Here is a 19,328-nt window from a genome sequence, read left to right as displayed (position 1 = left end):
TCTGCCGCGTCGCAGAAACGACAGTGCTGTCGCAGAAATCCCGCCCGCGGCCCTGCGCCGGACCGCTCAAAGATCCAGCCGCTGCCGGACAGAGCCCGAATAGAACGCCACCAGCGCCCGTTTTTCGGGCCGGATCGCCAGATCCTGCCCCACCAGCCCGCGACGCTGCATGTGCAGCAGCGCCTCCTCCACCGTCGCCTCCAGCCCCTGCGGATGCAGCCGCAGCACCGCCTCCCGCGCCGCCAGCGCATCGGCCAGCCGCCGCACCTCGGCCTCCAGCGCCGCGCGATCCGCCACGCCCGCCTCCAGCGCCGCCGCGACCAGCGGCACGGGCAGGATCGGCACCGCCCGCGCCACCCGCGCCATCAACTCCGCCCCCAGCGCCTCGGTTGCCCCCGCGCCATGGTCCGCAAGGAACGCACGCAGTGACACCGGCGCCCCGAACCCCGCCGCCGTCGCCCCGAAGCCGGGGAAATTCCCCCGCAGCGCCCGCCACGCCATGCGAAAGACAAAGGCAACCACCCCCGTCACGCGCGGACGGAACCGCCGCACACCGGTCCGCGCGGCCTCTGTCAGCAGCCGGTCCTCCAGCACGCGGTCATAGGCCAGCCCCACTGGAACAAACAGGATATCCCGCCCCTCGGGATCGAAACCCGCCACGAAATAGGACAGAAGACCCAGCCGCGCCGCCCCCACCCGCCCGTCCAGCGACAGCCCGCCCTCGGGAAAGATCGCCTGCGCCACCCCCTCGGCCGCCGACATCTGGACATAGCGCGCCAGCACGCGGCGATAGAGCGGGTTGCGCGACCCGCGCCGGATGAAATAGGCCCCCATCCCGCGGATCAGACGGCTCAGCGGCCAGACCCGCGCCCATTCCCCCACGGCATAGGATATGGCCGACCGGTCCGCGATCAGCCATGTCACCAGCACATAATCCATGTTGCTGCGATGGTTCATCACAAAGACCACCGTCGCGCGGTCGTCCACCCGCTCCAGCGCGGGGTCGATCCGCCCGATCCGCACCTTGTAGAACTGCCGCGTCAGCCAGCGCGCCACCTGCACGGCAAAGCCGAAATACATGGTGGCGGAAAAGGCCGGCACGATCTCGCGCGCATAGCCCCGCGCCTCCTGCAAGGCCACGGTGGGCGGGATGCCCGCCTCGGCCGCGTGCTCCGCCGCCGCCTGCATCACCTGCGGATCATAGGCCAGCCGCACAATCATGTCGTGCCGCTGCGCCAGCTTGAAGGGCGCAATCGGCCGCTCCAGCCGCTCGTTCAACCGCGCCACGGCCCGCTCCATCCGGCGGCGGAAGAACCACCGCACCGAAGGCGCCAGCACACGGTCCAGCGCGGCGATGGCCGCAAGGGCCAGCACCAGCACGACCAGCCAAAGCGGAAGCTCCACCGTCCCCGTCATGGGCACAGGCTAGCGGGCTTCGCGCGCGCAGGCAAAGGGATCAGTTATAGGTGACAGACGTGACCGAGCAGACGTCGATATCCTGTATCGCCTCGTCGCCATCGTCAAAGACCGCACGGAAGGAATAGGTGCATTCGCCCGTATCGGCGAAATTCACCGTCGCGCTCTCGCCCGAACCGACCGCCTGCCCGCCCAGCACATCCTCCTGCCAATCCGCCGCCCCGAGGGTCGAGGCGAAGAAGCTGACGATGGTAAAGCCGGACTGGTTGACGATCTGCACGGAACGTTCCTGCGCAATGGCCGGACCGGCCAACGCGAGCGACAGGGATGCAAGCGCAAGGATGTTGCGCATCGGGTTCAGGTCCTTCGACCCTCGGCCCCCCTTGTTGACGCCGGATGCCGGCAGGGGCCTTCGGGCGGAATATAGGAAAGGCGGGGGCCGATGTTAAGGGGGGCGAAGGCGAAGTCTGACGCAGACTTCGCAACGGTTTCTGACGCAGAAACCGGCCCGCCGCGTCGCCCACCGGAATTTGCGCCAAATTCCGGCGCGGATTTTGCGTCAAAATCCGCCCTCCCCCCGCGCCGCAGCGCGGAATGCCGCAACGCGGCGAATTGACATTGAATGATTCTGTCCTCTATTCAGGTTATCACGAAATAAAATTGCCGAACCGAGTCAGGAGGCCCCCATGTCCCAGAAGCAGAAAGAGTCCCCCTGGCTCTTCCGCACCTATGCGGGCCATTCCACCGCGCGGGCCTCGAACGCGCTCTACCGCACCAACTTGTCCAAGGGGCAGACGGGCCTGTCGGTCGCCTTCGACCTGCCCACCCAGACGGGCTATGACAGCGACCACGAACTTTCGCGCGGCGAGGTGGGCAAGGTCGGCGTGCCGGTCGCCCATCTTGGCGACATGCGCACCCTGTTCGACCAGATTCCTCTGGAACAGATGAACACCTCGATGACGATCAACGCCACCGCCCCGTGGCTGCTGGCACTCTACATCGCCGTGGCCGAGGAACAGGGCGCCGACATCGCCGCCCTGCAAGGCACCGTCCAGAACGACATCATCAAGGAATACCTCTCGCGCGGGACCTATATCTGCCCGCCGAAACCGTCCCTCCGCATGATCACCGACGTCGCGGCCTATACGCAGAAGCACCTGCCGAAATGGAACCCGATGAACGTCTGTTCCTACCACCTGCAAGAGGCAGGGGCGACGCCGGAACAGGAACTGGCCTTCGCGCTGGCCACCGCCTGCGCCGTGCTGGACGACCTCAAGGGTAAGGTGTCGGCCGAAGACTTCCCCAACATGGTGGGCCGCATCTCCTTCTTCGTGAACGCAGGCATCCGCTTCGTCACCGAAATGTGCAAGATGCGCGCCTTCGTCGACCTCTGGGACGAAATCTGCGAAACCCGCTACGGCGTGACCGACCCGAAATACCGCCGCTTCCGCTATGGCGTGCAGGTCAACTCGCTGGGCCTGACCGAACAGCAGCCCGAAAACAACGTCTACCGCATCCTGATCGAGATGCTGGCCGTCACCCTTTCCAAAAAGGCTCGCGCCCGCGCCGTCCAGCTGCCCGCGTGGAATGAGGCGCTGGGTCTGCCCCGCCCGTGGGACCAGCAATGGTCGCTCCGGATGCAACAGATCCTCGCCTATGAAACCGACCTTCTGGAATATGACGACCTCTTCGACGGCAACCCCGCCGTGGACCGCAAGGTTGCCGAACTCAAGGAAGGCGCGCGTCAGGAACTCGCCACCATCGACGCAATGGGCGGGGCCGTGGCCGCCATCGAATACATGAAGGGCCGTCTGGTCGAATCGAACTCCGAACGTCTGGCACGGATCGAAACCAAGGAAACCACCGTCGTCGGCGTCAACCGCTGGACCGAGGCCGCGCCCTCGCCCCTCACCGCAGGGGACGGCGCGATCATGGTCGCCGATGCCGATGCCGAGCGCGACCAGATCGAACGCCTGAACCAGTGGCGCGCCACGCGGGACGAGGCAAAGGTCAAGGCCGCGCTGGAATCGCTCCGCCAGGCCTGCGCCACGGGCACCAACGTCATGCCCGCCTCCATCGCCGCCGCCAAGGCGGGGGCCACCACCGGCGAATGGGGCGCCGTGGTGCGCAGCGCTTTCGGCGAATACCGCGCCCCCACCGGCGTCTCGCGCAACCCCTCCAACCGCACCGAAGGGCTGGACCCCATCCGCGACGCCGTGGCATCGGTCAGCACGAAACTCGGCAAGCCGCTGAAATTCCTCGTCGGCAAGCCCGGCCTCGACGGCCATTCCAACGGGGCCGAACAGATCGCCGCCCGCGCCCGCGACTGCGGCATGGACATCCATTACGAAGGCATCCGCCTGACGCCCGCCGAAATCGTCGCCGCCGCCGCCGAACAGAAGGCGCATGTCGTGGGGCTCTCCATCCTCTCCGGCAGCCACATCCCCCTCATCTCCGAAACCATGGACCGGATGCGCGCCGCAGGCCTATCGGACATCCCCGTCGTCGTCGGCGGCATCATCCCCGAGGATGACGCCACCCGCCTGCGCGCCATGGGCGTCGCCGCCGTCTACACGCCCAAGGATTTTGAACTGAACCGCATCATGATGGATATCGTGGGCCTCGTGGACCGCCACGCCGTCGCCGCCGAATGATCCACCGCCGCGCAACGGCCTGACGACCCCTCGTCAGGCCGTTTGCGCCAGATCAAGGCCACCCCACGGCCCCCGCGCGCATGGTCGCTGCACAGCCCCTTGCAGGACCAGACCCATGCTCACCCGCCTCCGCGCCTTCCTCGACCGCTGGCACCAGCTCAAGGCCATCGAGACCCTGACCGACCGCGACCTCGACGATCTCGGCATGACCCGCGCGCAGCTCGAAGCCTTCGCCACCATGCGCCCCGACGTCCCCGACCGCGTCGCCCGCATGGCCGCCATCTTCGGCATCCCCGAATCCGATCTGAAGGCCAATTACGCCGATTACCTCGAACTCCTCGGCACCTGCAGCCACTGCGCCGACCGCGCCGCCTGCTCGCTCCTGCTGCACAGCGGCGACCTTGCACGCCCCCGCGACGCCACCTTCTGCCCCAACGCGCCCGTCTACGCCGAACGCGGCCACGTCGCGGCCTGACCCCCGCCCCCCGCAGGCGGGTGACTTCCCCCCGCCCCGCGCGCTCCTCCTTGCCCGATGCAGCGCTCCGTATTACGCTGTCATACATTCGGGGACAAAAGGACCGCATCATGGCCGCTGCACCCTATTCCATCCGTCTCGACGACGACCTGCGCAAGGCGCTTGAGCGCGAGGCAGAGATCGAGGACCGCACCGCCGCCCAATTGGCCGTCCGCGCCATCCGCTCCATGCTCGAGGCCAAGGCGTCCAAGCGCGATGCCCTGAACGCCGCGCTGCAAAGGGCAGAGCAAGGCCGCTTCATCTCGTCCGGCGCCATGAACGCCTGGCTCGAGTCGTGGGACAGCGAAGAAGAACGCCCCGCACCGCAGCCGGACATTCTGCCCGACGACAGATGAAGATCGTCTTCCTCGACACCGCCGTTCCCGACATCCAATGGTTCCGCTTCTATTACCGCTCCGTCTTTCCCGACGGCAGCGCCAAGGCCCGCGCACAGCTTCAGTCGATGCAGGCCCTACTGGCGGCCAACCCCTATTCGGGCCATCCCTGCGACACGGGCCAACCCGTCCGCGAACTCGCCATTCCCCGCACCCCCTTCACCCTGATCTACCGCGTCACCGACCACCGGATCGAAATCCTCCGCCTCTGGGACGGCCGACAGGGCGGCAGCTATTGACACCGCCCCCCGCATGCGGGGGACTTCCCCCCGTCCCGCCCATCGCATAGCTTCGCGTCCCGAACAGACCGCAGAGGCCCACATGACCGTCCATATCGGCGCGAAACCCGGCGACATCGCCGAAACCGTCCTCCTTCCCGGCGACCCCTACCGCGCCCGCTGGGCCGCGCAGACCTTCCTCGAAAACCCCGTCCTCGTGAACGAAGTGCGCGGGATGCTGGGCTATACCGGCACATGGCAGGGCCACCGCGTCACCATCCACGGCTCCGGCATGGGGATGCCGTCGCTGTCGATCTATGCCAACGAACTGATCCGCGACTACGGCGCGCAGACCCTCATCCGCATAGGCTCCGCCGGTGCCCTGCAACACCACGTCCGCGTCCGCGACATCGTGCTGGCACAGGCCACCACCACGCTCGGCTCCCCCTCGCGCTCCATCTTCCGCGAACTCAACTTCGCCCCCGTCGCCGATTTCGGCCTGCTCTCCGCCGCCCACCGCGCCGCCACCGCGCGCGCCATCCCCACCCATGTCGGCGGCATCTACTCCTCCGACACCTTCTACGACGAACGGCAGGACCTGTCCGACACGCTCCAGCGCCACAACTGCCTGTGTGTCGAGATGGAGGCGGCCGAACTCTACACCCTCGCCGCCCGCTACGGCCGCCGCGCGCTGGCGGTGCTGACGATCTCGGACCACATCCTCACGCATGAGGCGCTGCCCGCCGACCAGCGCGAGCGCAGCTTCGGCGACATGGTCCAGATCGCGCTGGAAGCGGCCTTCGCCCCGTAGGGCGGGGTTCACCCCGCCACGCCCCTCGCCACCGCGCGCGCGACCCTATCGCCCGTGACTGCGGTCATAGCCGTTGACCGCAGGCGCGACCCAGCCTTCGGGCGGCGCGGCGGGCTGGAACACCTCCACCAGCAGCGGATGGCAGGCCGACACGTCCGAGGAATGTTCCGCCGAACAATCCCCGCCCGGACAGGCCGACAACCCGCCCAGCAAATCGATCTCGGCAAAGAATTCCAGATGGTCCCCCGGCCGCACGGGGCTGGCCTTCATGAAATACTGCCCCGTATCCCGCGTGAACCCCGTGCACATGAAGACATTGAGCACGTCATGCACATGCCCCTCCGCCTCGTGCAGGGCCAGCCCGGTCCAATCGGCCAGCGCGCGCGTCAGGTTGGAATGGCAGCAATGGTGATACTGCCCACCAGCCGACAGCAGGTTATGCGTATAGGGATCGCAGCGTGTGCCGATCACGTCATGCACCGCCCCGCCAAAGGCGTCGAACCCATACCAGTCCAGCGTGTCATCCGTGATGATCGCCATGGACCGCAGATAGGGAAAGGACGACCACATCCTGTCCCCGCTCGACAGATGCGTGCCATGCAGCGCCCGCGTCTTGCCCGAATAGAACCGCTCGCGCAGATCCGCCTGCGCCCACAGGTTCAGATCGCCCACCTGCGGCCCCTCGACGGATGTGATGCGGAAGAACTGCCCCGCCGCCACGGCAAAGCACCGCGCCTCGCGCGCAGGCACCAGCACCTCGTCCACCTTGCGCCACCCTGCCCGCGCCACGCGGAACGGGCGCAGGTCGGGCCGCGCCAGCCCCTCGACCGGATAGCAGATCACGGGGGCGATGCCCTGCCGGGCCACGGCATCGGCAGGGGCGGGATGGTCATTCGTCAGCTTCATGCGGCACCTCTCGGGCACCACAGTAGCAAGGCAGGGGCAGAGTTAAACCCCGCCCCTGCATCCCTGTCCAAATATCCCGCCGGGGTCCGGGGACATCGGCCCCCGGCCACAGGCAGCGCGCGATCAGCGCACGATATAGACGATCTGGCGGTTCTCCCGCTCCACCAGCACCGGCACGCCGTTCACATAGGCGTAGTAATAGGTGCTGTCGGGCACGGGACGCAGGTCCACCACCTCGGGCAGGGTCGCGCCCGTCACCACCTCGCCCTCCAGATAGACCGGCTCGACGGGGTTCTCGGTCACATAGCGCGTCACGGTCGTCTCGGGCGTGGCCGCAGCCCCCGCGCCTGCGCCGATGGCCCCGCCCACGGCGGCACCCACCGGCCCGCCGATGGCAGCCCCCGCGATGGCCCCCAGCGTCCCGCCGGCCAGCGCATTGCCGCCTTCGTCGCCCTCATAGGTCAGCGTCTCGACCCTCAATGCCTCGCGCTGCGTATGGACGGCGACCGGCGCCTCGTTCTGCATCACCGTCAGGTAATCCCCCGAGGCCCAGCCCTGCTGGCCATTGAACTCCACCTGACACCAGCTCTGCTCGGCCAGACAGCCGCGCAACGTCACGGGCGCCTGCGCGGGGATCACGCCAAGGATCTGGTATCCCGGCCCGGGTCCCGCCCGCAGGTTCAGATCGGTCCACGCCGTCACATCGGTGGTCTGGGCATGGGCAGCGGCCCCCGCCGCCAGCAAAGCAGTCAGGATCAGCGGTCTGAACATGTCTTATCCTCCTGATGACATGCCCTTCAAACCCCCAAGTCCCCCGTTCCGTTCCGCCAAAGCAAAAGGCCCGGACGCGCGGTCCGGGCCTTGTGCCGCCTTCGGGGGCGATGGATCAGACCACCCGCTCCACCATCATCTTCTTGATCTCGGCAATCGCCTTCGCGGGGTTCAGCCCCTTGGGGCAGGTCTTGGCGCAATTCATGATCGTGTGGCAACGATAGAGCTTGAAGGGATCCTCCAGCGCATCCAGCCGCTCCGGCGTCGCCTCGTCGCGCGAGTCGATGATCCAGCGATAGGCATGCAGCAGCGCGGCAGGCCCCAGATACTTGTCGCTGTTCCACCAGTAGGACGGGCACGAGGTCGAACAGGACGCGCACATCACGCATTCATAAAGACCGTCCAGCTTCTTGCGGTCCTCGATCGACTGCCGCCATTCCTTGGCGGGGCGGTTCGTCTTGGTCTCCAGCCACGGCATGATGCTCGCATGCTGGGCGTAGAAATGCGTGAGGTCGGGGATCAGGTCCTTGATCACCGGCATATGCGGCAGGGGATAGATCTTCACATCCCCCTTCACCTCGTCCAAGCCATAGATGCAGGCCAGCGTGTTGATCCCGTCGATGTTCATCGCGCAGGACCCGCAGATCCCCTCGCGGCAGGACCGCCGGAAAGTCAGCGTCGGGTCGATCTCGTTCTTGATCTTGATCAGCGCGTCCAGAACCATGGGCCCGCAGGTATCCATATCGACGAAATAGGTGTCGACCCGCGGATTCTCGCCATCATCGGGGTTCCAGCGATAGATCTGGAACTTCCGCACATTCTTGCCCGTAGGCTTCGGCCATGTCTTGCCGGTGCGGACCTTGCTGTTTTTCGGCAGCGTGAACTGGACCATCGTTTATCCCTTCCATTCCGGGAATGAATAGAGCGGCCGCGTCGGCGGCTGCCCGGATTTCTGTTGAACGCAAAGGTCGAACACCGCCGACGGATCGCGTCCCATGATATAGTCGGACGACACTTCCAGCTTCAGACCGGCCAGCGTGTCGCCATCCGAATTGACCCCCGCACTCACCATGCCGCGCGGTTTCGCCGCCAGTTGCGCCCGGCCAAGGCATTGCTGCTCGGCGCGCTCCACCGGGATCGGCCCGCAGGCCACCAGCCCCAGCAGCGCAAGGAACCACAGCCCCCGCATCACGCCCCCAGCGCCACGCCAGCGGCAGCAAGGCAGGATTGCGTCTCGCTCCGCGCCACGATGGCCCAGACCGTCGCTTCGGTCGAGGTTCCGGCGATCACGCCCACATCCCGCGCAAGGCTCTGCACCTCGGCCGCCGTCGCGTTCTGCACCACACAGCGCGTCGCCGCATCGGCCTGCGCGCCGGTCAGGCGGTCATCCACGATGGGCCGCACCACGGTTTCCGCCGTGCGGCGGCCGATCTTGTCCGCCACATCCTCGGGCGAACAGGCGGCAAGGGCAAAGGGCAGGACAATCAGGGCGAAAAGGGCACGGCACGTCATGGCGGCAACTCCTGTCTGTGAAACCGCCGCCACCTTGCCACGGGGCGTCAGCCGCCCGCAGTCCCGCCGCGCGATCCGCGCGCCGGAACGGCAGCTTGCCGCCGAATGCCCCGCCGCCCGCTCCATCAGAACTTCCGCTCTGCGGGCGCGATCTTCTTCAGGCTGATGCCGCCTTCCGCCTCGGATGTCAGCGGATCGACATGCACGCCGCGATAGCCCAGCGTCACGCGGTTGCCCTCGACCCATGCCAGCGAATGCTTGCGCCAGTTGGCATCGTCGCGGTTCGGGTAATCCTCGTGCGCGTGCGCGCCGCGGCTTTCGGTCCGCGCATGGGCACCATAGATCGTGGCCAGCGCATTGGGCATCAGGTTCGCCAGTTCCAGCGTCTCCATCAGGTCGCTGTTCCAGACCAGAGACCGGTCCGTGACCTTCAGATCGCCCATCTTGCCCGCGATCGCGGTCATCTTCCGCTCGCCCTCGGCCAGCGTCGCCTCGGCGCGGAACACGGCGGCATCCGACTGCATGGTCTTCTGCATCTCCAGCCGCAGCTCCGCCGTGGGCGTGCCGCCATTGGCGTGCCGCATCGCATCGAACCGCGTCAGGGCCTTGTCCACTTCCGCACGGTTCACAGGCCGCGTAGGGGCCTTCGGGTCGACAATCTGTCCCGCGCGGATCGCTGCCGCGCGACCAAAGACCACAAGGTCGATCAGGCTGTTCGACCCCAGACGGTTCGCCCCATGCACCGACGCACAGCCCGCCTCGCCCACGGCCATCAGACCGGGGAAGACCGCATCGGGGTTCTCGGGCGTCGGGTTCAGCACCTCGCCCCAGTAATTCGTGGGAATCCCGCCCATGTTGTAATGCACCGTCGGCAGAACCGGAATCGGCTCCTTCGTCAGGTCCACGCCCGCAAAGATGCGCGCCGATTCCGAAATGCCGGGCAGCCGCAGCTCCAGCGTCTCTTTCGGCAGGTGGTTCAGGTGCAGGTGGATATGGTCGCCATTCGCGCCCACGCCGCGCCCCTCGCGGATTTCCAGCGTCATGCAGCGGCTGACATAGTCGCGCGGCGCCAAGTCCTTGTAGTGCGGCGCATAGCGCTCCATGAACCGCTCGCCATTGGCGTTGGTCAGATACCCGCCCTCGCCCCGCGCGCCTTCGGTGATCAGACAGCCTGACCCGTAAATTCCCGTCGGATGGAACTGCACGAATTCCATGTCCTGCAACGGCAGACCGGCCCGCGCCACCATTCCGCCACCGTCACCCGTGCAGGTATGCGCCGAAGTCGCGCTGAAATAGGCCCGCCCATAGCCGCCCGTCGCCAGCACCACCATCTTGGCGTTGAACACATGGATCGTGCCGTCATCCAGCTTCCACGCCACGACACCCGTGCAGGCCCCGTCCGTGATGATCAGGTCCAGCGCGAAATATTCGATGAAGAACTCCGCATTGTTCTTCAGCGACTGACCGTACAGCGTGTGCAGGATCGCGTGCCCCGTCCGGTCGGCGGCGGCACAGGTGCGCTGGACCGGCGGGCCTTCCCCGAACTCGGTCGTATGGCCGCCAAAGGGGCGCTGGTAGATCTTGCCCTCTTCGGTGCGGGAAAACGGCACCCCGTAATGCTCCAGCTCGTACACCGCCTTGGGGGCCTCGCGCGCCAGATATTCCATCGCATCCGTATCGCCCAGCCAGTCCGACCCCTTCACGGTGTCGTACATGTGCCACTGCCACGAATCCGGCCCCATGTTGCCAAGGCTGGCCGCAATCCCGCCCTGCGCCGCCACGGTATGCGACCGCGTCGGGAAGACCTTCGTCACGCAGGCCGTGCGCAGCCCCTGCTCCGCCATGCCCAGCGTCGCGCGCAGACCCGCGCCACCCGCACCCACCACGACCACGTCATAGTCGTGCACTTCATAAGGATAAGCCGTCATTTCAGCCCCGAATCTCAAAGCGCGATGCGGACAAGGGCATAGAACCCCGTCGCCATCACCACGTAGGAAAGCGAAATCGCCGCGATCACGAGGGCCTTCTTCATGTGCCCCCGCGCATAGTCCTCGATCATCATCTGCGCGCCCTTGGCGAAGTGGCGCATCGAGACAAACAGCACCAGCCCCGTCACGATCGCCGGAAAGGGCCGCGCGAAGGTTGCCACAACCGCCTCGTGCCCCTGCCCCAGCGCGCTGCCGAAGATGAAGACCCACACCGGCAGCAGGAAGGCCAGCGCCACCGCGCTCACCTGCATGTACCAGTGATGCTCGGTCCCCGAATGCCCTGCGCCCTTGCCCACGGCGCGCTTGCGGTCGGTCAGATAACGCATGTCCCGCCCCCCCTTACACGATCACGACAGTCAGGACGGTCAGCACGACCGACCCGATGATGCAGGCCCAGCCCAGCTTTTCGGCGGTGGGGATGTCCAGCCCGCGCCCCGCGTCATAGATCAGGTGCCGGATCCCGGCGAGGTAGTGATACCACAGCGCCCATGCAGACAGGGTGAACACCAGATCGCCGAACCAGCTTGTCACCACCGCATCGGCAAAGGCGAAATACTCCGGCGACGTCGCCGCCGACAGCAGCCACCAGACCGCAAGGATCGTCCCCACGATCAGCCCGTTGCCCGTGATCCGCGTCAGGATCGACGTGACCGACGTCAACTGCGGGCGATAAATCTGCAAATGCGGGGAAAGGGGCCGCTCGACCCGCTTCACATCAGCCATCTCGGTTCCCTTCGTCGCTGGCTTGCCCTTCCGGCGGGACCGGCGGGCGCGCGCTTCGGCTTGTTCTTCGGTTCTGAATAGCGGTTTTTCCAGACGAGTCACGCAGCAGAACGCCGCAGGACACGCAATGTTCGCGCTAAACCGGCGAAAAAATGCACGATGTGATCACGCGCAGAAAATTTGTGATCACGGATTTCACTCGGCAGGCGCGGTGGTCAGGATATACTCCGCCATCTCGCTACACATGGTGATCATCTTCTCGGACGGATCGTAAAAGGCATTGGCCTGATCGCAGGGCGCGACCTGCACCCCCACGGGTTCGGGCAGCGTCCAGATCGAGTTCAGATAGTCGACCTCTTCCTTGATGCCCGCCGCCACGCTGTCCGAAGGCTCCGCCTCCCCCATCCAGACAAGGCTCTCGCCCGGACCCGCCGCCTCCAGCTCGTCCAGAAACACGCCCCAGGACGAGGCCGCCAGATCGAACTCGTCCGGACAGGTCACCGCGCGGTCCTCGGGCAGCCCGAACTCCACCGCCATCGCCTCGCGCTCTTCGGGCGCGCCGCCGTAATACAGGCAAAGATAGGTGAAATAGCGCCGCTCGTCGGGCGAATGGACGCCCCAGAAGGCCGGCGCATAGCCCGCCTGCGCCGTCTCGGCCGCACTCGCCCCCCAGAAGGTCGCCGCTGCCGCCACCTTCTGCTCGGACGACTCACCATCCCAGATCCGGTCGGTCATCACCACCGACAGCACATCTGCCGCATCCTCTTCCAGCCCCAGAACGGGCAACTGCATCACATCGATCAGCGCGTGACCCAGTTCGTGGTAGAAGATGGTGATCATCACATCGCGGACATGCCATTCCGCATCGGTCAATTCGGGGCCGTCACCGGCCACCGACCCGTCCTCCTCCGCCCCCTCCGGCGCGGAAACCCAGGACGAACCTTCGGCCATCGCGCCGAACGGCAAAAGCAGCAACACAAGCAGGGAACAGGTATGACGCCACATGCGGGCATCATGCCCGAAGTGCGCCGCCGTTCAAGCGGGATTTGGTGATCACACCGGCACCAGCGCCCAGTAATCCAGATCCAGCAACACCTCGGGCAGATACTTCCCCTCCGCCCCCTTCAGCGCGAAGGGCGCCGCCCCGTCCTTCACCGCCACCAGCCGCAGCCGCAGCGCCCCCACGCCGGGCGCGCCCGTCTCGGCCTTGTCCAGCACCTCGGACCATGCCCTGACCGTATCCCCCGCGAAACACGGGTTCGCGTGGGCCCCTGCATTCAGCGCCACGATCATCTGCGCATTGGCCAACCCGTTGAAGGACAGCGCCCGCGCCAGCGAAATCACATGGCCGCCATAGATCAGCCGCCGCCCGTCCTCGCGCTGGGTCACGTCGAAATGCACCTTGCTGGTGTTCTGCCACAGCCGCGTCGCCAGCAGGTGGTCGGCCTCCTCGACCGTCACCCCGTCCACATGGTCGATCCGCTCGCCCACCGTGTAATCCGCAAAGCGATGCCGCTCGCCCGCCAGCGCGAAATCATAGCGCGAAAAGTCCAGCCGCTTGGGCACCACCAGCGCCTCGGGCACCACGACCGGGGCCAGCGATGGCGTCACCGCCGCAGGCGCGGGCGCGTCCAGCCGGTTCTTCCTCACCATCACCCAGCGCACATATTCCAGCACCACCTCGTCGCGCTGGTTGATGCCCCGCGTGCGGACATAGACGACACCCGACTTGCCGTTGGAATTCTCCTTCAACCCGATCACGGTGGATTCCGACCGCAGCGTATCGCCCGGATAGACCTGCCCCAGCCAGCGCCCCTCGGCATAGCCAAGGTTCGCCACCGCGTTCAGGCTGATATCCGGCACCGTCTTGCCAAAGACCACATGGAACGCCACCAGATCATCCACCGGCGCCGCAGGCAGCCCGCATCCCCGCGCGAACTCGTCCGAGGAATAAAGCGCCCCCCGCGCGGGATAGAGCGCATGGTACAGCGCCCGCTCGCCCCCCGACACCGTGCGCGGCACCGCATGGACGATCGTCTCGCCCAAACGGTAATCCTCGAAAAACCGCCCCGGATTGGTCTTCATCGTGCCGTCTCTCCTTCAGGTGGCCCGAAGGCCACCCCTCATTGCTCGCCCAGTTTCACATCCGGCGTGTAGGTGCCGGGAACCTCCTTCACCACCGCCTGCCCGCAGCGCATCACGCCCCGCGCGGCATCGAAGGCATAGGTGGGCGCGCCATGCAGCGCCCACCCCTTGTTCAGCGCCGCCGTCACCTTGTGGCAAAAGGCGGAGGTATCGTCCTCCGACAGGAACCGGTAAAGCTTCATCCCCTCACCCCCAAGGCTGATAGCCAAGCCAGTCGTGCACCAGCATGATTGCGACCAGCACCACCACGGTCCCGACCACCGCCTTCACCTCTGCCCCCGGCTTTGCCACCGGCGGGGTCCAGTCCCGCTGCGCGCGGTTGATCACGATGACCGACACCACGGCCCATGCCAGCAGCCCGCCGAACAGGATGACCGACGGCAGATCGCCATTGACCAGCAGATGCGCGACCGCCCATGTCTTGACCGCCGTCAGTTGCGGATGCCGGATCTTCCGCGCCAGCGCCGCCCCCGTGCCCGAGGCTGCATAGAGATAGACCGCCAGCACCATCAGCAGGTTGTTGATCCCCACCAGCGCCGGATTGCGCCCCCACCACACATCCGCCGACGCCTTCGCCGCGCCATATCCGAAATACATCATCACGACCGAGGCAAGGACGGCCACCGCCACAAGCCCCTTTCCGGCATTGCCCATGCCCGCCCGCGCGTCGGGCGCCACACGCTTGAACAGATGCGCCGCCCACCACAGGGCCACGCCAAGGATCAACAGGGTCATCGCTCACACCTCCGCAGGGCTAAGTTTCGCGCGCACCCTGCCCGCAATCCGCGCCCGCCGCAATCGACCGCGACCCATCACTGCGCCGCGATATCCTGCGCCTGCGCCCGGATCGCCTGCGCCTTGGCCAGCACCGCCTGCGCGGTGACGACATGCAGGTTCTCCACGATCCGCCCGTCCAGCACGGCCACCCCCTGCCCCTGCGCCTGCGCGGCGTTGAACGCCTCGATCTGCCGCTTGGCAAGCTCGACCTCCGCCTCGCTCGGCGCGAAGGCCGCGTTGCAGATGTCCACCTGCGCCGGATGGATCAGCGTCTTGCCATCAAACCCCATGTCGCGCCCCTGCGCGCATTCCGCCCGCAAGCCGTCCTCGTCCTTGAAGGCGTTATAGACCCCGTCCACGATCACGCGCCCATGCGCCCGCGCCGCCAGCAGGCACAGCCCCAGCCCCGCCTGCATCGGCAACCGGTCCGCGCGGAACCGGCTGCCCAGTTCCTTGGCCAGATCGTTGGTCCCCATGACCATCCCCTCCAGCCGCGCATGGCCCGCGATGGCGGCCGCATTCAGCATCCCCGCCGCCGTTTCCATCATCGCCCAGAGCGGCACCTTGGCCGCCAGCGCCGCCACCGCATCCAGATCGGCGGGCGCGTTCACCTTGGGCACCAGCAGGGCATCCACCCCCGCATGGGCGGCAAAGGCCAGCGCATCCTCGCGCCCCCAGACGGTATCCAGCCCGTTGATCCGCACGATCCGGTAGCGCGGGCCGTAATCCACCTCCGACAGGAACCGCGCCAGCGTCACCCGCGCCTGCGCCTTCTCGTCAGGAGCTACGGCATCCTCCAGATCGAAGATGATCGCATCCGCCGCAATCTCGCGCGCCTTCTCCAGCGCGCGCTCCTTGGATGCGGGGATATACAGCACCGAACGGAATGGCCGCGTCATCGGATTCGCCTCCACGAAAGATTCTTTCGCCCAAAGGCACCATTTCGGAAGTTTCAGCAAGGCCAAAAATGCCGCAGCGCAGCGTAAAGCTGCTTCATCTCGGCCCAAATACTCCGGGGGAGCGCGGCCCTGCCGCGCCGGGGGCGGCGCCCCCGCGGGGCCCCGTTCCGCGCGCCCCGCGCGGAACGGGGGGACCGCGCTTGCGGGCGGAACGCCCGCGCCGCGTCACACCCCCGTCACCCCGTCCCAGACCAGCTTCACCGACACCCCCAGCAGCGCCCATGTCACGATCCGGAAGAACACCGCCTCCGGCAGCACCCGCACCAGCCGCACCCCCGCGAACACCGCCAGCGCGGCGGCAGGCATCAGCATCACCGCCACATGCAGGTTCTCCGCGCTCAACTGCCCCAGCGCCCAGTAAGGCACCAGCTTCACCGCATTGATCACGGCGAAAGCGATGGTCGACGTCCCCGCGAACACCGTCTTGGGCATCCGCAACGGCAGCGTATAGACCTGATAGGGCGGCGCCCCCGCGTGACTGACAAAGCTCGTGAACCCCGTCATCGCCCCCCAGAACAGCCCCGGCACCACCTCGGCCCGCTTCGGCGCCACCTCGCCCCTCCGCCGCAGGATCAGGTTCAGCGCGAAGACCACCCCGATCACCCCGATCAACCCCGTCACCACCGCCTCGGACACCACGCTCGCCGTGGCCCAGCCCAGCCCGATCCCCGCCACCGCACCCGGCAACAGGATCGCCAGCACCCGCCCGTCGAATTCGCGCCGATAGGCCCAAAGCCCGAAGACATCCGACACCACATAGACCGGCAGCAGCAGCCCCGCCGCCGTCACCGGATTGATCGCCAGCGCCAGCACCGGCACGCCCAGCATCCCCACGACCGGAATCCCGCCCTTGCCCGCGCCGACGAAAACCGCCGCCGCGACCGCCGCCACCCAGAACCCCAGCCCGTCCATTCCGCCCTCCGGCCCGCCTGCCCGCGCTTTAGCGCAAACACCGCCCCGCCACCACCGCACATGCTTAATTTGCCGCATACCATTGCATACCGTGACCGCACCGTTCCGCTTGCCAGACGCGCCGCAGGGGCGTAGCAAACAGCCCGACTCACTCCAGACAGAGGATCCGGACCATGGCACGACCCAAGATCGCCCTCATCGGCGCCGGCCAGATCGGCGGCACGCTCGCCCATCTCGCCGCCATCAAGGAACTCGGCGACGTTGTGCTCTTCGACATCGCCGAAGGCACCCCGCAGGGCAAGTCTCTGGACATCGCACAGTCCGGCCCGTCGGAAGGCTTCGACGCCACCATGAAGGGCACCAACGATTACGCCGACATCGCGGGCGCCGATGTCTGCATCGTCACCGCCGGTGTTCCCCGCAAGCCGGGCATGAGCCGCGACGACCTCCTCGGCATCAACCTCAAGGTGATGAAATCCGTGGGCGAAGGCATCAAGGCTCATGCCCCGAACGCCTTTGTCATCTGCATCACCAACCCGCTCGACGCGATGGTCTGGGCGCTGCGCGAATTCTCGGGTCTGCCGCACAACATGGTGGTGGGCATGGCGGGCGTGCTCGACTCCGCGCGCTTCCGCCACTTCCTCTCGGTGGAATTCAACGTCTCCATGCGCGACGTGACGGCCTTCGTGCTGGGCGGCCACGGCGACACGATGGTCCCGCTGACCCGCTACTCCACCGTCGCGGGCATCCCGCTCCCCGACCTCGTCGCCATGGGCTGGACCACGCAGGAAAAGCTCGACGCCATCGTCCAGCGCACCCGCGACGGCGGCGCCGAGATCGTGGGGCTCCTGAAGACCGGCTCCGCCTTCTACGCCCCCGCCACCTCCGCCATCGAAATGGCCGAAGCCTTCCTCAAGGATCAAAAGCGCCTGCTGCCCTGCGCGGCCTATGTGAAGGGCGCCTACGGCCTTGACGGTCTTTACGTCGGCGTGCCGACGATCATCGGCAAGGGCGGCATCGAACGCATCGTCGACATCAAGCTCAACGCCGCCGAACAGGCGATGATGGACAAGTCGGTGGATGCCGTGAAGGGCCTCGTCGCCGCCTGCAAGGGCATCGACCCCTCGCTGGCCTGATCCGCGAACCCGTGCTAATCCAAGGGGGCGCCCTGCCACAGGGCGCCCCCTTACGTTTCCCTGAAAGGCCCGCCCCATGGACTACGGCAAGAACGGCAACCCCAAGATGGCCAAGGACAGCCACCACCCGCTCGATCAGCCCCGCCGCGGTGCGCCCAAGGGCGACGACAAGGCCGCCCAGAAAAAGGCCGAACTCCTCGCCCGGATGAAGGCGGCGGCGCAGGCACGCAAACCCAAACCCTGACGAGTGGCCCCATGCGTTTTCCCAAATCCCTTTTCCTCGCCTCCCTTTTCCTCTCCCCCCTCCCCCTCGCCGCGCAGGACCTGTCGGCGGACATCGCCGCCAATGGCCTTTCCGCGACCGCGGCGCAGCTTGCCGCCCTCGCCGCGCCCTCCGAAGCAGACCGCTTCGCCCTCGGCGGCGTCCGCTTCCTGCGCGCGCTGGAAACCACGTTCCAGACCCGCTACCGCACCGGCATGGACGACCCCACCGGCATGGTCCCCCTGATCCGCCTCAATCAGGGCACCGCCCCCGACGCCAGCTTCCAACCGGGCGACGTCGCCGCCCTCTTCACCCAAGCCGCCACCGACATGGCCGCCGCACGCGCGCCCCTCGCCGACCTCGCCACCGGCGCGGAATTCAGCGTGGAAATCCGCCTCGCCGACCTCTGGTTCGACGTGAACGCCGATGGCACCCGCACGCCCGACGAAGACCTGATGCAACTCCTCGGCCCCTCCCTCATGGGCTGGCGCTGGTTCGACCGCGACCCGACCGCCCCCGCCCCCGTGATCCGCTTCGACCGCGCCGATGCGGCGTGGCTCTCCGCCTATACCCACCTGCTCGAAGGCGCGGCGAACGTGGTCCTCGCCTATGACCCCACCGACGCGCTCACCCGCGCCGCAGCGGCCCGCGACGGGATGGCCGCGCTGTCACAGCCCGAATTCTCGGAATACGACATGTTCGCCCCCGGCCTCGATGCGCTCTGGGTGATCCTCGAAACCCTCGACCAGCAGCCCGACGCCGCGCGCCTGACCGCCGCCCGCGACCATTTCCTGTCCATGGTGGCCGAGAACCGCGCCTTCTGGGCGGCGGTGGAAACCGAAACCGACGACGACGCCGAATGGCTGCCCAACGCGCGCCAGACCTCGGCCCTCGGCCTGACGCTTCCGCCGGAAACGAAGGACACATGGCTCGCCGTGCTGGCCGATGGCGAGGCGCTCTTAAACGGCGACAAGCTCGTCCCCTACTGGCGTCTGGGCGAAGGCGCGGGCGTGAACCTTGCCCGCATGTTCACCGACCCCGCGCCGATCGACCTCAAGGACTGGATACAGGGAACCGGCGCGCGGCCCTATCTTGAACAAGGCGAAACCGTCAGCGCCGGGAACTGGTCGCGGTTCGAGTCGATGATGGGCGGCGACGCGATGCTGATGTCGGTCTGGCTGAACTGAACACGGGCACCCCTTCCATTCCCAACGCAAGGGTGGCGGCCG

General features: G+C 67.0%; 24 protein-coding genes. 8 read left to right on the top strand and 16 right to left on the bottom strand.

Annotated features, from left to right (window positions below; genetic code table 11):
- Window positions 1-66 precede the first annotated feature (66 nt).
- Window positions 67-1,416 carry a 1-acyl-sn-glycerol-3-phosphate acyltransferase gene (locus GU927_RS17270; RefSeq protein WP_161763703.1) on the bottom strand — a complete coding sequence of 450 codons (1,350 nt, stop codon included), beginning with the start codon at window positions 1,414-1,416 and terminating at the stop codon, window positions 67-69.
- Window positions 1,417-1,456: 40 nt separating this feature from the next.
- Complete coding sequence (locus GU927_RS17265) at window positions 1,457-1,768, bottom strand: hypothetical protein (RefSeq protein ID WP_161763702.1); 312 nt, start codon at window positions 1,766-1,768, stop codon at window positions 1,457-1,459.
- A gap of 334 nt (window positions 1,769-2,102) precedes the next feature.
- Here GU927_RS17265 and GU927_RS17260 point away from each other — a divergent pair, with 334 nt between their 5' ends.
- From GU927_RS17260 to deoD, 5 genes are all read left to right on the top strand, one after another.
- Entirely contained in the window at window positions 2,103-4,070 is a 1,968-nt protein-coding gene (locus tag GU927_RS17260) for a protein meaA (protein WP_161763701.1), read from the top strand.
- A gap of 115 nt (window positions 4,071-4,185) precedes the next feature.
- Window positions 4,186-4,545 (top strand): DUF1127 domain-containing protein, encoded by a 360-nt coding sequence (locus GU927_RS17255; RefSeq protein ID WP_161763700.1) that lies wholly within the window; start codon window positions 4,186-4,188, stop codon window positions 4,543-4,545.
- Between the two features lie 110 nt (window positions 4,546-4,655).
- Window positions 4,656-4,940, top strand: a complete 285-nt coding sequence (locus GU927_RS17250) for a CopG family ribbon-helix-helix protein (protein ID WP_161763699.1) — start codon at window positions 4,656-4,658, stop codon at window positions 4,938-4,940.
- A complete protein-coding gene (locus tag GU927_RS17245) occupies window positions 4,937-5,218 on the top strand; it encodes a type II toxin-antitoxin system RelE/ParE family toxin (RefSeq protein ID WP_161763698.1) in 282 nt (93 codons plus the stop codon). The genes GU927_RS17250 and GU927_RS17245 overlap by 4 nt, the downstream gene beginning before the upstream one ends.
- An 82-nt stretch (window positions 5,219-5,300) precedes the next feature.
- Window positions 5,301-6,008 carry a purine-nucleoside phosphorylase gene (deoD, locus tag GU927_RS17240; protein ID WP_161763697.1) on the top strand — a complete coding sequence of 236 codons (708 nt, stop codon included), beginning with the start codon at window positions 5,301-5,303 and terminating at the stop codon, window positions 6,006-6,008.
- A 45-nt stretch (window positions 6,009-6,053) separates the two neighbouring features.
- Here the strand turns inward: deoD and GU927_RS17235 are convergent, their stop codons facing one another.
- The 14 genes from GU927_RS17235 to GU927_RS17170 all read right to left on the bottom strand — a co-directional run bounded on the left by GU927_RS17235 (window position 6,054) and on the right by GU927_RS17170 (window position 16,701).
- Complete coding sequence (locus GU927_RS17235) at window positions 6,054-6,914, bottom strand: urea carboxylase-associated family protein (RefSeq protein ID WP_161763696.1); 861 nt, start codon at window positions 6,912-6,914, stop codon at window positions 6,054-6,056.
- Between the two features lie 123 nt (window positions 6,915-7,037).
- Window positions 7,038-7,685, bottom strand: coding sequence for a DUF1236 domain-containing protein (locus GU927_RS17230; RefSeq protein WP_161763695.1), 648 nt, complete (start codon window positions 7,683-7,685; stop codon window positions 7,038-7,040).
- Window positions 7,686-7,800: 115 nt separating this feature from the next.
- Window positions 7,801-8,577, bottom strand: a complete 777-nt coding sequence (locus GU927_RS17225) for a succinate dehydrogenase iron-sulfur subunit (RefSeq protein WP_161763694.1) — start codon at window positions 8,575-8,577, stop codon at window positions 7,801-7,803.
- 3 nt (window positions 8,578-8,580) lie between these two features.
- A complete protein-coding gene (locus GU927_RS17220) occupies window positions 8,581-8,874 on the bottom strand; it encodes a hypothetical protein (protein ID WP_161763693.1) in 294 nt (97 codons plus the stop codon).
- A complete protein-coding gene (locus tag GU927_RS17215) occupies window positions 8,874-9,323 on the bottom strand; it encodes a hypothetical protein (RefSeq protein WP_232489256.1) in 450 nt (149 codons plus the stop codon). Before GU927_RS17215 ends, GU927_RS17220 begins: the two co-directional genes overlap by 1 nt.
- Window positions 9,323-11,125, bottom strand: a complete 1,803-nt coding sequence (gene sdhA, locus GU927_RS17210) for a succinate dehydrogenase flavoprotein subunit (RefSeq protein ID WP_161763692.1) — start codon at window positions 11,123-11,125, stop codon at window positions 9,323-9,325. The genes GU927_RS17215 and sdhA overlap by 1 nt, the downstream gene beginning before the upstream one ends.
- A gap of 14 nt (window positions 11,126-11,139) precedes the next feature.
- Window positions 11,140-11,511, bottom strand: a complete 372-nt coding sequence (gene sdhD, locus GU927_RS17205; RefSeq protein ID WP_161763691.1) for a succinate dehydrogenase, hydrophobic membrane anchor protein — start codon at window positions 11,509-11,511, stop codon at window positions 11,140-11,142.
- Window positions 11,512-11,524: 13 nt separating this feature from the next.
- On the bottom strand, window positions 11,525-11,908 hold the full coding sequence (sdhC, locus tag GU927_RS17200; protein ID WP_161763690.1) for a succinate dehydrogenase, cytochrome b556 subunit: 384 nt from the start codon (window positions 11,906-11,908) through the stop codon (window positions 11,525-11,527).
- Window positions 11,909-12,103: 195 nt separating this feature from the next.
- Entirely contained in the window at window positions 12,104-12,913 is an 810-nt protein-coding gene (locus GU927_RS17195; RefSeq protein ID WP_161763689.1) for a DUF4344 domain-containing metallopeptidase, read from the bottom strand.
- 48 nt (window positions 12,914-12,961) lie between these two features.
- Window positions 12,962-13,993: a MaoC family dehydratase gene (locus GU927_RS17190; RefSeq protein WP_161763688.1), complete on the bottom strand. Its 1,032-nt coding sequence runs from the start codon at window positions 13,991-13,993 to the stop codon at window positions 12,962-12,964.
- A gap of 38 nt (window positions 13,994-14,031) precedes the next feature.
- Window positions 14,032-14,235 carry a DUF1737 domain-containing protein gene (locus GU927_RS17185; RefSeq protein ID WP_161763687.1) on the bottom strand — a complete coding sequence of 68 codons (204 nt, stop codon included), beginning with the start codon at window positions 14,233-14,235 and terminating at the stop codon, window positions 14,032-14,034.
- 4 nt (window positions 14,236-14,239) lie between these two features.
- Complete coding sequence (locus GU927_RS17180; RefSeq protein WP_161763686.1) at window positions 14,240-14,788, bottom strand: NnrU family protein; 549 nt, start codon at window positions 14,786-14,788, stop codon at window positions 14,240-14,242.
- Window positions 14,789-14,865: 77 nt separating this feature from the next.
- Window positions 14,866-15,729: an HpcH/HpaI aldolase/citrate lyase family protein gene (locus tag GU927_RS17175; RefSeq protein ID WP_161763685.1), complete on the bottom strand. Its 864-nt coding sequence runs from the start codon at window positions 15,727-15,729 to the stop codon at window positions 14,866-14,868.
- A gap of 225 nt (window positions 15,730-15,954) precedes the next feature.
- Window positions 15,955-16,701 carry a sulfite exporter TauE/SafE family protein gene (locus GU927_RS17170; protein WP_161763684.1) on the bottom strand — a complete coding sequence of 249 codons (747 nt, stop codon included), beginning with the start codon at window positions 16,699-16,701 and terminating at the stop codon, window positions 15,955-15,957.
- Between the two features lie 173 nt (window positions 16,702-16,874).
- On the opposite strand from GU927_RS17170, the gene mdh reads away from it, so the two are divergent.
- The 3 genes from mdh to GU927_RS17155 all read left to right on the top strand — a co-directional run bounded on the left by mdh (window position 16,875) and on the right by GU927_RS17155 (window position 19,286).
- Window positions 16,875-17,837: a malate dehydrogenase gene (mdh, locus tag GU927_RS17165; protein WP_161763683.1), complete on the top strand. Its 963-nt coding sequence runs from the start codon at window positions 16,875-16,877 to the stop codon at window positions 17,835-17,837.
- Window positions 17,838-17,913: 76 nt separating this feature from the next.
- Window positions 17,914-18,081, top strand: a complete 168-nt coding sequence (locus tag GU927_RS17160) for a hypothetical protein (RefSeq protein ID WP_217765715.1) — start codon at window positions 17,914-17,916, stop codon at window positions 18,079-18,081.
- 11 nt (window positions 18,082-18,092) lie between these two features.
- Window positions 18,093-19,286, top strand: a complete 1,194-nt coding sequence (locus GU927_RS17155; protein ID WP_161763682.1) for a hypothetical protein — start codon at window positions 18,093-18,095, stop codon at window positions 19,284-19,286.
- Window positions 19,287-19,328 lie beyond the last annotated feature (42 nt).

It is taken from the genome of Paragemmobacter amnigenus, from assembly GCF_009908265.2.
GTDB lineage: Bacteria > Pseudomonadota > Alphaproteobacteria > Rhodobacterales > Rhodobacteraceae > Paragemmobacter > Paragemmobacter amnigenus.
The sequence above is the reverse complement of the archived record's forward strand: the minus strand, read 5'-3'. Positions and strand labels throughout refer to the sequence as shown.

Coding starts and splice junctions, on each gene's coding strand:
- GU927_RS17270 (WP_161763703.1), bottom strand. CDS start 1,416: ATGACGGGGACGGTGGAGCTTCCGCTTTGGCTGGTCGTGCTGGTGCTG.
- GU927_RS17190 (WP_161763688.1), bottom strand. CDS start 13,993: ATGAAGACCAATCCGGGGCGGTTTTTCGAGGATTACCGTTTGGGCGAG.
- GU927_RS17215 (WP_232489256.1), bottom strand. CDS start 9,323: ATGGAGCGGGCGGCGGGGCATTCGGCGGCAAGCTGCCGTTCCGGCGCG.
- GU927_RS17180 (WP_161763686.1), bottom strand. CDS start 14,788: ATGACCCTGTTGATCCTTGGCGTGGCCCTGTGGTGGGCGGCGCATCTG.
- GU927_RS17220 (WP_161763693.1), bottom strand. CDS start 8,874: ATGCGGGGGCTGTGGTTCCTTGCGCTGCTGGGGCTGGTGGCCTGCGGG.
- GU927_RS17250 (WP_161763699.1), top strand. CDS start 4,656: ATGGCCGCTGCACCCTATTCCATCCGTCTCGACGACGACCTGCGCAAG.
- GU927_RS17245 (WP_161763698.1), top strand. CDS start 4,937: ATGAAGATCGTCTTCCTCGACACCGCCGTTCCCGACATCCAATGGTTC.
- GU927_RS17265 (WP_161763702.1), bottom strand. CDS start 1,768: ATGCGCAACATCCTTGCGCTTGCATCCCTGTCGCTCGCGTTGGCCGGT.
- GU927_RS17235 (WP_161763696.1), bottom strand. CDS start 6,914: ATGAAGCTGACGAATGACCATCCCGCCCCTGCCGATGCCGTGGCCCGG.
- GU927_RS17260 (WP_161763701.1), top strand. CDS start 2,103: ATGTCCCAGAAGCAGAAAGAGTCCCCCTGGCTCTTCCGCACCTATGCG.
- sdhA (WP_161763692.1), bottom strand. CDS start 11,125: ATGACGGCTTATCCTTATGAAGTGCACGACTATGACGTGGTCGTGGTG.
- GU927_RS17195 (WP_161763689.1), bottom strand. CDS start 12,913: ATGTGGCGTCATACCTGTTCCCTGCTTGTGTTGCTGCTTTTGCCGTTC.
- GU927_RS17160 (WP_217765715.1), top strand. CDS start 17,914: ATGGACTACGGCAAGAACGGCAACCCCAAGATGGCCAAGGACAGCCAC.
- GU927_RS17155 (WP_161763682.1), top strand. CDS start 18,093: ATGCGTTTTCCCAAATCCCTTTTCCTCGCCTCCCTTTTCCTCTCCCCC.
- GU927_RS17175 (WP_161763685.1), bottom strand. CDS start 15,729: ATGACGCGGCCATTCCGTTCGGTGCTGTATATCCCCGCATCCAAGGAG.
- GU927_RS17255 (WP_161763700.1), top strand. CDS start 4,186: ATGCTCACCCGCCTCCGCGCCTTCCTCGACCGCTGGCACCAGCTCAAG.
- GU927_RS17170 (WP_161763684.1), bottom strand. CDS start 16,701: ATGGACGGGCTGGGGTTCTGGGTGGCGGCGGTCGCGGCGGCGGTTTTC.
- GU927_RS17185 (WP_161763687.1), bottom strand. CDS start 14,235: ATGAAGCTTTACCGGTTCCTGTCGGAGGACGATACCTCCGCCTTTTGC.
- sdhC (WP_161763690.1), bottom strand. CDS start 11,908: ATGGCTGATGTGAAGCGGGTCGAGCGGCCCCTTTCCCCGCATTTGCAG.
- deoD (WP_161763697.1), top strand. CDS start 5,301: ATGACCGTCCATATCGGCGCGAAACCCGGCGACATCGCCGAAACCGTC.
- mdh (WP_161763683.1), top strand. CDS start 16,875: ATGGCACGACCCAAGATCGCCCTCATCGGCGCCGGCCAGATCGGCGGC.
- sdhD (WP_161763691.1), bottom strand. CDS start 11,511: ATGCGTTATCTGACCGACCGCAAGCGCGCCGTGGGCAAGGGCGCAGGG.
- GU927_RS17230 (WP_161763695.1), bottom strand. CDS start 7,685: ATGTTCAGACCGCTGATCCTGACTGCTTTGCTGGCGGCGGGGGCCGCT.
- GU927_RS17225 (WP_161763694.1), bottom strand. CDS start 8,577: ATGGTCCAGTTCACGCTGCCGAAAAACAGCAAGGTCCGCACCGGCAAG.